General features: G+C 31.3%; 9 protein-coding genes. 8 read left to right on the forward strand and 1 reads right to left on the reverse strand.

All coding sequences use genetic code 11. From position 1 onward, the window contains the following. Nucleotides 1-184: 184 nt before the first annotated feature. From ACTQYZ_RS09840 to nifJ, 8 genes are all read left to right on the forward strand, one after another. Entirely contained in the window at nt 185-598 is a 414-nt protein-coding gene (locus ACTQYZ_RS09840) for a Fur family transcriptional regulator (protein WP_441416521.1), read from the forward strand. A gap of 841 nt (nt 599-1439) precedes the next feature. After that, entirely contained in the window at nt 1440-1745 is a 306-nt protein-coding gene (locus tag ACTQYZ_RS09845) for a hypothetical protein (protein ID WP_441416522.1), read from the forward strand. A gap of 87 nt (nt 1746-1832) precedes the next feature. Further along, nucleotides 1833-2807: a metal ABC transporter substrate-binding protein gene (locus ACTQYZ_RS09850; protein WP_441416523.1), complete on the forward strand. Its 975-nt coding sequence runs from the start codon at nt 1833-1835 to the stop codon at nt 2805-2807. Nucleotides 2808-2817: 10 nt separating this feature from the next. After that, complete coding sequence (locus ACTQYZ_RS09855; protein WP_441416524.1) at nt 2818-3507, forward strand: metal ABC transporter ATP-binding protein; 690 nt, start codon at nt 2818-2820, stop codon at nt 3505-3507. Next, a complete protein-coding gene (locus ACTQYZ_RS09860; RefSeq protein WP_441416525.1) occupies nt 3507-4346 on the forward strand; it encodes a metal ABC transporter permease in 840 nt (279 codons plus the stop codon). The genes ACTQYZ_RS09855 and ACTQYZ_RS09860 overlap by 1 nt, the downstream gene beginning before the upstream one ends. Nucleotide 4347: 1 nt before the next feature. After that, complete coding sequence (locus tag ACTQYZ_RS09865) at nt 4348-4512, forward strand: hypothetical protein (protein WP_441416526.1); 165 nt, start codon at nt 4348-4350, stop codon at nt 4510-4512. Next, on the forward strand, nt 4497-4853 hold the full coding sequence (locus tag ACTQYZ_RS09870; protein WP_441416527.1) for a DUF1998 domain-containing protein: 357 nt from the start codon (nt 4497-4499) through the stop codon (nt 4851-4853). Before ACTQYZ_RS09865 ends, ACTQYZ_RS09870 begins: the two co-directional genes overlap by 16 nt. Before the next feature lie 267 nt (nt 4854-5120). Beyond that, the gene (gene nifJ, locus ACTQYZ_RS09875) at nt 5121-8633 is read left to right on the forward strand and encodes a pyruvate:ferredoxin (flavodoxin) oxidoreductase (RefSeq protein ID WP_441416528.1); all 3513 of its coding nucleotides are present in this window, start codon (nt 5121-5123) and stop codon (nt 8631-8633) included. Nucleotides 8634-9589: 956 nt separating this feature from the next. Here nifJ and ACTQYZ_RS09880 read toward each other — a convergent pair. Next, the gene (locus ACTQYZ_RS09880; protein ID WP_253229371.1) at nt 9590-10156 is read right to left on the reverse strand and encodes a 6-pyruvoyl trahydropterin synthase family protein; all 567 of its coding nucleotides are present in this window, start codon (nt 10154-10156) and stop codon (nt 9590-9592) included. Between the last annotated feature and the right edge of the window lie 363 nt (nt 10157-10519).

Consider the following 10519-nt stretch of genomic DNA (forward strand, 5'->3'; position numbering starts at 1 on the left):
AGATGTGTATAAGAGACAGATTTTATAATTTTAGCATTTTAGGATTAATAAATTTAAAAATCTAAACTATTTGTTAAATTTAGGAATAGTTCTCAAATTTGTTGAAATTAAAATTTATTTTTGATATAATCTACAAAATATTATCAAATTGGGAATAGTTCTTATATTTATAAGGGGTTAAATTATGAATTCACATTACAACACAAAACAAAGGAAGATACTTATTGATTGTTTTGAGAATATGGATAAAAAGCACTTTAGGGCAAGTGATGTTTTAGAGTATTTGGAAAAAGAAAATTCCAATATTGGAAAATCCACCGTATACCGTCAGCTTGAAAGCATGGTAAATGAGGGGATACTGAATAAATATATTATAGATATAAACACTCCTGCCTGCTTTGAATATGAGGGTAAAAGCAATCATGAAGATATGCTGTTTCACTTAAAATGTGAAAAGTGTGGGAAACTTATACATCTTCACTGCCATGAAATAGATGAGTTTCAAAAACATTTATATACTACCCATAATTTTAAATTGAATTCTAAGAGAACAGTTTTTTATGGGATTTGTGAGGAGTGTGAAAAAAATAATAAATAAAACTTTATTTTAAGGTTTTTAAATATTATATGATTGAAAAAAAATTTAATCATATGTAAGAAATATTTTAATGTAGTAATAAGGAATTTATTTAGGGTTTTAAGATAATTAATTATTAATAGTAATTATATTAAGCTTTTTGTTTTAGTGGGTACTATGTTTAGGTATTGTAAATTAACTTATAAGAAAATTTTAAGTGAATATAAGATATTTGAAATTTAAGATAAAAAGTTACTTAAGAGGTTAAATGTATAAATATTTTATAAGGACACATTAAAACTATTGCGTTTTAAAGATTATATTGTGTTTATGTTGTAAGGTAGTTTATAAAAAGGTTAAGTGACTAAAGAATTAAAAATAAAAGGATAAAATTTGCTTAGGGTTTTAAAGGTATAAGTGTTTATAAGTAAATATTACTAAAATATTTTGCTTTAGGTTTACTGTGTTTAGGTATTGTAAATTAGCTTATAAGAAAGGCTAAGCCACTAAAAATTTAAAATAAAAGGATAGTGCATTGGGTTAGAGCGGTAGTTGTTTATAACGATAATTACGTAGAATAATAATTGTTTAGAACGATAGTTGCTTATAATAACGGCTACTTAACACAATAAAAATATTATAGGTTAAGTAATTATAAAAAAGCTGAGTTAGTATGTAAAATCTTTGATAATTAATTTATTTAAGACTAAAGAATAAATTTATTTTTTATTAGATTTATTAAGTGTATATAAAATAAATATATTAAAAAATAAACTTATTTTATATTTGTAAATGGCAGTGTTTTTATATTTTTTAATTAATGAATGAAATTTAAGACATTAAAGAAAAGGAGGAGACGGCGATGCTTTGTTATATGAATAAATCAAAAAAGATAATAGCTTGTGTTGTAACTTTGATGATACTTTCTCTTTTGCTGTTTTCTTCTATCTTTATAATAAAAAATATAGATCATGACTGTGTGGGGGACGACTGTCCGATATGTCATTTTATTCATGATATTGAACATGTTTTAAAAAATCTAGACAGCGGGAAAGCTGTATGGAGCTTTTCTGTATTTAAAATTTTATTTTATTTCTTAATAACATTTATTTCTTATTCTGTTCTTAAGAGAACTTTGATTTTGGAAAAGGTCAGACTCAATAATTAAAATAAACCTTCAGTATGGGTAATCTTTTATAGGTTAAATTATTACCCTTTTATTTTTATGCAAAAAATTAAAAAAGAGAGGTTTATTATGAAAAAATTAATATGTGGTTTAATGATTGTGGTTTTATCTTTAAGCTATTTTTTCGGCTGCGGTACAAACAAAGGTAAAAAAGAAGAAAGCAAAATAAAAATAGTTACGACAATTTTCCCCGAATACGACTGGGTTATGAATATACTTAAAGACAATAAGGATAATGCAGAAGTTACTTTACTGTTAGATAAGGGGGTAGATTTACATAATTACCAGCCTAGTGCAGAAGATATAATGAAAATTTCAAAGTGCGATTTATTTATATATGTTGGCGGTGAATCTGATGAGTGGGTTAAAGATGTTTTAAAGAAAGCCGACAATAGGAAAATGAAAGTTATTAATCTTCTTGAAGTTTTAGGAAATAAAACAAAGGTCGAAGAGTTAATTGAGGGAATGCAGGAAGAAAAGCACGAGCATGAAGAGGGTGAAGAACATGAAACGGACGAGCATGTTTGGCTTTCTTTGAATAATGCTAAAGTTCTCGTAAACAAGATTGGAAGCACTTTAATGGAAATTGATACAGAAAATAAAGATGCTATTAAGGAAAATACACAAAACTATATTAAAAAGCTGGACAGTTTAAATAAAAAATACAAAGAAACCATAAAAGAGGCAAATAAAAAGACTCTTATCTTTGGGGACCGTTTCCCTTTTAGATATTTACTTGACGATTATGGACTTAATTATTATGCAGCATTTTCAGGATGCAGTGCAGAAACCGAGGCAAGTTTTAAAACGGTTAGTTTTCTATCGAAGAAAACAGATGAATTATCACTTAATTACGTTATTACCATAGAAGGCTCAAATCAAAAACTTGCAAAAACGATTATTTCAAATACAAAAGACAAAAATCAAAAGGTACTGACCATGGATTCAATGCAGTCTACAACATCAAAGGATATTAATTCAGGAAAGACTTATCTTGATACTATGGAGAATAATCTTAAGGTAATCGAAAAAGCCATAAAATAAGGAGGTAAACATGTCTTTAGTAACCGTGAAAAATCTTTGTATAGGATATAATTCAAACATCATAAGAGAAGATATAAATTTTGACATAAAAAAGGGAGATTATCTTTGCATTTTCGGAGAAAACGGAAGTGGAAAGACAACTTTATTAAAGACTCTTTTAGTCCTTAGAAATCCGATAAAGGGAGATATTATTTTTGGGGATAATCTAAACAGGAATGAAATAGGTTATCTTCCGCAGCTTGACGATATAAAAAAGGATTTTCCTGCGTCTGTTTGGGAAGTTGTACTATCCGGGTGTCAGTCAAAGCTTGGGTTTAGCCCTTTCTACTTTAAAGAAAACAAGAAAATGGCAGAAAAGAACATGGAGAAAATGGGCATAACAAATTTAAAAAGGCGTTGTTTCAGCGAGCTTTCAGGAGGGCAGAGACAGAGGGATCTATTTGCAAGGGCTCTTTGTGCCGCAAAGGACATACTTTTTTTAGATGAGCCTGTAACGGGACTTGACCAGGGAGCAAGTCAGGATATGTACGAATTGACTAAAAGACTAAACGATGAGGGGTTAAGCATAGTAAGCATATCTCACGATATTGAAAATTCCCTTAACTATTGCAGTAAAGTTCTTTATCTTTGTGATGAAAGTTTGTTTTTAACTAAAGAAGAATATATGAAGCTTAAATCAAACAGGGGAGGGAGAGAGTAATGATTGAAAAATTGATGTTATATCTTGAGTATCCTTTTGTGGTTTATGCATTAATAGTAGGTGTGCTTATTGCTTTTTGTTCGTCTCTTTTAGGGGTAACATTGGTATTAAAGAGGTTTTCTTTTATAGGCGACGGGCTTTCCCATGTGGCTTTTGGGGCAATGGCAGTTGCAAGCGTATTAAACTTTACAAATAATATGCTTCTTGTTCTTCCTTTCACTATAATAAGTGCAGTATTTTTACTAAAATCAGGCAAGAACATAAAGGTAAAAGGGGACGCATTAATGGCGATGATTTCCGTTTCGTCCCTTGCATTTGGATATTTAATAATGAATGTCTTTTCTGCCTCTTCAAACATATCATCAGACGTATGCACGACGCTTTTTGGTTCAACGTCGATTTTGACTCTTACTGCTTTTGATGTTTTTATGTGTATGGGATTATCCGTGGTTGTGGTGTTATTTTTCATATTATTCTACAACAAGATTTTTGCGGTTACCTTTGATGAAGATTTTTCAAAGGCTGTTGGGGTAAATGCCAATAGATACAACCTTATGATAGCCATAATAATTGCAGTAATAATAGTGCTTGCTATGAATCTTGTAGGCTCGCTTTTAATATCGGCGCTGGTTATTTTTCCTGCTCTTTGTGCAATGAGGTTATTTAAAAGTTTTAAAGCCGTTACCATATGTTCTGCTTTCATATCGGTATTTTGTGCATTATTTGGAATAATAATATCCATACTTGCTGGCACTCCGGTAGGGTCTACCATAGTGTTTGTGGATGCGGTTATGTTTATTTTGTGCTATATTGTTTCAATTATTAAAGGAGTGGTTTAAGATGAAGAAGATTATTGCTGTTTTGATGTGCTTAATTATATCACTTTCATTTTTCTCTTGTTCAAAGGATAATGAAAAGCAGGAGAGCTTAAGTTCGTCCACTCAAAGTAAAAATGAAGAAAAAGAAGTTACAATAAAGCATTATCATTTATGTATGCTTTCTTAGAAGGGATAAGTGAAGTATTTAGTATAGATAGATTAGATATTGATGGAATTATAGAGTTAAATTTAAAAACAGGAAGTTATGATGTAATAATTTATGATAGTGTTCCAGGAGGAGCAGGTCATGTTAAACGACTTTTAAATAGTAATTATCTAAAAAAAGCATTGAAAGCAGCTCTTATTAAGGTTTCGCAACAATGCTGTGATGAAAATACATCTTGTTATAAATGTTTAAGAAATTATTATAATCAATCTTATCATAGCAAATTAAAGAGAAAATATGCGAAAGAGGTTATAAAAGATTTAATAGAAAGTTGTGAGACAGAGAAAAATTTATTAGTATAAATTCCTATGAAAACATATTCATAAAATATTGACGTATATTATTACATTTGTAATGAAATATTTTTAACAAGATAATTGTAATAATCTTTGAAAAGTTGAAAAAGTCCTTATTTACAGGTATTTATTTAATTGTAAAAAAAATGATGAATTTTTGAAAAAATTTTTAAATTATCCTTTATTTTTTAATTATTATTTATTATAATGGGTTAGATGTAAAATATATATAATATAATTTTTAGATAAATTTTTGGGAGGATATATTATATTATGGCTAAAACAATGAAAACAATGGACGGTAATACTGCCGCTGCTTATTGCTCTTATGCATTTACTGAAGTAGCTGGTATTTACCCAATCACACCATCTTCTCCAATGGCTGAATGCGTTGATGAATGGTCAGCTGCTGGAAAGAAAAACTTATTTGGTGAAACTGTTGATGTTATTGAACTTCAATCAGAAGCTGGTGCTGCAGGTGCAGTTCACGGTTCTTTAGCATCAGGTGCTCTAACAAGCACATACACAGCATCACAAGGTTTGCTACTTATGATTCCTAACATGTACAAAATCGCTGGTGAATTACTTCCAGGCGTATTCCATGTATCAGCTAGATGTTTAGCATCTCACGCTCTTAACATTTTCGGGGATCACACAGACGTTATGGCTACAAGACAAACTGGTTTTGCTATGCTTTGCTCTAACTCTGTACAAGAAGTTATGGACCTTGCAAGTGTTGCTCACTTAAGTGCTATTAAAGGTAAAGTTCCTTTCGTACACTTCTTTGATGGTTTCAGAACAAGTCATGAAATTCAAAAAATCGAAGAAATGCCTTATGAAGAATTAGCTAAATTAGTTGATTATGATGCAGTTCAAGAATTTAAAAATCATGCACTAAATCCTGAACATCCTGTAACAAGAGGTACATGTCAAGGACCTGAAATCTTCTTCCAAGCAAGAGAAGCTTCTAACAAATTCTATGAAGCTATCCCTGGTATCGTTGCTGACTACATGAAAGAAATCAGCAAAATCACAGGAAGAGATTACAAACCTTTCAACTACTATGGTGCTGAAGACGCTGAAGACATCATCGTAGCTATGGGTTCTGTTTGTGAAGCTGTTGAAGAAACAGTTGATTACTTAAACGCAAACGGCGAAAAAGTTGGTTTATTAAAAGTTCACTTATATAGACCATGGGCTCCAGAATACATGTTCGAAGTTCTTCCTAAATCAGTTAAGAGAATTGCTGTATTAGACAGAACAAAAGAACCTGGTGCTTCAGGACAACCACTTTACTTAGACATCAAAGATGCTTTCTATGGTAAAGAAAACGCTCCTTTAATCGTTGGTGGTATTTACGGTCTTGGTAGTAAAGATACTACACCATCTCACATTAAAGCAGTTTATGACAACTTAAAAGCTGACGAACCTAAAAATGATTTCACAATTGGTATCGTTGATGACGTTACTAACAAATCATTAGAAGTTAAAGAAGATATTATCACAGTTCCAGAAGGAACAGTTTCTTGTAAATTCTGGGGTCTTGGTTCAGACGGTACTGTAGGTGCTAACAAATCTGCAATCAAAATCATCGGTGATAACACAGATATGTATGCTCAAGGTTACTTCGCATATGACTCTAAAAAATCTGGTGGGGTTACAGTATCTCACTTAAGATTCGGTGAAAAACCAATCAAATCAACATACTTAATCGCTGATGCTGATTTCGTATCTTGTTCTACACAAGCATATGCTGAAAACTATGACTTAGTAAGCGACATTAAACCAGGCGGAGTATTCTTATTAAACACTGTTTGGGATATGGACGACCTTGAAAAACATCTACCAAAAGAAATGAAACAAACTATTGCTAACAACAATATCCAATTCTACACAATCAACGCTACAAAGATTGCTGAAGAAATCGGTCTTGGTAGAAGAACAAACATGATTATGCAAGCTGCATTCTTCAAATTATCTGAAGTTATGCCTTACGATAAAGCTGAAGCTTTACTTAAAGACTCAGTTAAGAAAACATATGGTAAAAAAGGTGACAAAGTTGTTAACATGAACATCGCTGCTATCGAAAACGGTGTTAGCGAATTAGTTAAAATTGATGTTCCTGAAAGCTGGAAAACAGCTGACAACGAAGCTCCTGCTAAACCTGAAAGAACTGAATTCGTTGAAAAAGTATGTGACGTTATGAACGCTCAAAAAGGTGATACACTTCCTGTATCTGCATTCAACGGTTATGAAGACGGTACATTCCCAGCTGGAACAGCTAAATACGAAAAAAGAGGTGCTGCTGTTAACGTACCTGTATGGGAAGCTGAAAAATGTATCCAATGTAACCAATGTTCATATGTATGTCCACATGCAACAATCAGACCTTTCTTATTAAATGAAGAAGAAAAAGCTAACGCTCCTGAAGGATTTGATACAATCGCTTCTAAAGGTCCTGGAGTTGAAGGTTATGAATACAGAATCCAAGTTTCTTCTTATGACTGCTTAGGTTGTGGTCAATGTGTTGAAACTTGTCCAACAGGTGCAATCAAAATGGTACCTATCGGAGAAGTTCTTGAAGAAGAAGGTAAATGTTGGGATTACGCTATGACTCTTTCTAAGAAAGATATCAACGTAAACAAATTTACTGTAAAAGGTTCTCAATTCGAACAACCATTACTTGAATTCTCAGGCGCTTGTGCAGGTTGTGTTGAAACACCAGTTGCTAAATTAGTTACACAATTATACGGAGATAGAATGTATGTTGCAAATGCTACAGGTTGTTCTTCAATCTGGGGTGCATCAGCTCCTACAACTCCTTACACAACAAACGAAAAAGGACAAGGTCCTGCATGGGCTAACTCATTATTCGAAGACAACGCTGAATACGGATTTGGTATGATGCTTGGTGTTAAGAAAATGAGAAAAACAATTGCTCACAAATTAGAAGCATTAATCGCTGACGACGCTGTAAAAGCTGAAGTTAAAGATGCTGCTAAAGCTTGGTTAGAAGTTAAAGACCAAGGTGAAGAAAGCAAAGAAGCTAGTGCTAAATTAGTTGAAGCATTAGAAGCTTGCGGATGTGACAATGAAAATGCTAAATATGTATTAGCAAACAAAGATCAATTAGTTAAAAAATCATTCTGGATTTTTGGTGGAGACGGTTGGTCATACGATATCGGTTACGGCGGACTTGATCATGTACTTGCATCAAACGAAGACGTTAACGTATTAGTATTCGATACAGAAGTTTACTCAAATACAGGTGGTCAATCTTCTAAAGCTACTCCAGCTGCTGCAATCGCTGAATTCGCTGCTTCTGGTAAGAAAACTAAGAAGAAAGATTTAGGTATGATGGCTAAAACATATGGTTATGTATATGTAGCACAAGTTTCAATCGGTGCTGACAAAAACCAATTAATCAAAGCTATCAAAGAAGCTGAAGCTCACAACGGTCCATCTTTAATCATCGCTTACTCTCCATGTATCAACCATGGTATTAACATGACTAAAGCTGGTAGTGAAGCTAAAAAAGCTGTTGAAGTTGGATACTGGCATCTATTCAGATACAACCCAGATCTAATTGCTGAAGGTAAAAATCCATTTATCTTAGACAGCAAAGAACCTAACATGGAAGGATTCATTGACTTCCTTAAAGGTGAAAGAAGATACGCTAACCTAGCAAGACAATATCCTGATAAAGCTGACGAATTATTCGAAAAGAATAAAGAAGATGCTTTAAACAGATACTTAGGTTACAAACAATTAGCTGAACAAGAATAATATATTCTCAAAAATTAAAAGGCACTGCTTATGCAGTGTCTTTTTTATTAGGGGTTTCACTCCTAAAACCCGATATTAAGGGGCTTTGCCCCTTAAAAACCCCACGACTTTTTTACTCGTCTAAAAAAGTCGAATAAAAAGGCGCCACTGGGCGTGTAGCCTTTGACGCACTCGGATTTCATGAAAAATCTACCCGATTTTTCTATGAACGAGTTCCTACTAATTTGGCTTTTTATGTAAGGTAGTGGGGCATATAAGTGCAATATAGTTCTATTATTTCTTTATGTGCTAGAGAATAGAAGATATCAATGAAATATAAGTTTGTTGTTTTATTTCTTTGTGGGGAATTTGGTCATTGAAGTAAAATATGGTGTTGATTTTTGTTTTTTTATGTCAAGGTGGGGAACAATGTAGAAAAATATAGGTTTATATTTTAATAATGTTTATGTTAGGTTGTATGTGTAAAATGGAATAAAGTTTTTATATATAAGAAAGTTGGATATTGTAGAGAAATATAGATTTGATATTTTGATGATATTTATGTTAGGTTGTAAGGTAGAAGAGAAATAAATGTTTTATTTTTTATAGTTCTTATGTAATGAAGTAGTATAGTAAAATTTAAGTTTAATTGCTTTTATGTGAGGGGATGGAGTATTGTGGAGAAATTTAGTTTCTAATTAAAATGTTTATGTAATCTATTATTATTAAAAAAAGACCGGCTTTTATACCGGTCTTTTTACTATCTACAAATAAATAACTTTTATCAATTTATTAAATTTTATTATGGATTTATATAACAATTACAAGTTGCTTTTTATATTAATCGGAGTAGTGTTTTTTAGTTATATATTTGTATTAATACATAGAGTGTTGTTAGATATGTTTTTACAATTTATATAGAATAAGGTTTGATATATCATACATTGGAGTTTAATATGTATGTTTATATAGATTTATTATGCTTTTTTATATCCACATTTTGGACATATGCCTTTTTCGTTTAGTGCTATTCCGCAAAGTGGGCAACGTTCGATATTATTTTTAGTTTCAAATTCTTCGCTTGCTGCATTTACACCGCTTGTAAATGTGATTTTTGCAATGTTAAGTTTATCTTTTAATAAATCGTATACGATTTTTATCATTCCTTCAACTGTCAATGTTTCCTTAGTTACAACCAAACGACATTCGGGATATGCTTTTGCAAGCTCAGTTTCAAATTTAGGTCCTTTCATTTGATTTTGTGGTGAACCGTCTTTTATACCTTGTTTTTCATAAACGTCCAAAACTGCAGGTAAAAGCGGGTCGTCTTCTCTTAGAATTAATGCATGGTCAAAGTTTTTTAAAACTTCCCAAGCTGTTTTTTGAATTTCGTTACAAGGGAAAACCATGTTTACTCCTTCTTCAATTGAGTCTTCAACTTCTATTGTTAAAACTCCTGTGTGTCCATGAAGATATTGTGCTTCTCCTTTAAAACCGTAAAATCTGTGTGCGTACTGTAAGTCTAATGTTGTAATACTTCTCATTTTTTTACCTCCTTTATATGTTTAAATTTTTTCTCATGGTTTAATCATGAGTTTTATTATTTGTAACACTTTTGCTATACTTTATAAAAATTTTTATTTTTGTTTTTACCTTGAAAGTTAATATTAGATTTTATTAAATGTTATGTTTACCATTTTTACCCATTAATTTATTTATATAAACATACATCAAAAGTGTTTTTAACGAATATATTTATATATTTTGCTCTTAAATTAGAATAATTCTAATTTTAACTTCAATATATACCATTTTTTACTAAATGTCAATAATAAATTTCTTTTTTTTAAAATTTTTAATATTTGTAATAAATTTGTACGTTTTTATTTTAAATAGAGAGTTATTTC

It is taken from the genome of Anaerofustis sp. LCP19S3_F7, from assembly GCF_052119445.1.
GTDB lineage: Bacteria > Bacillota > Clostridia > Eubacteriales > Anaerofustaceae > Anaerofustis > Anaerofustis butyriciformans.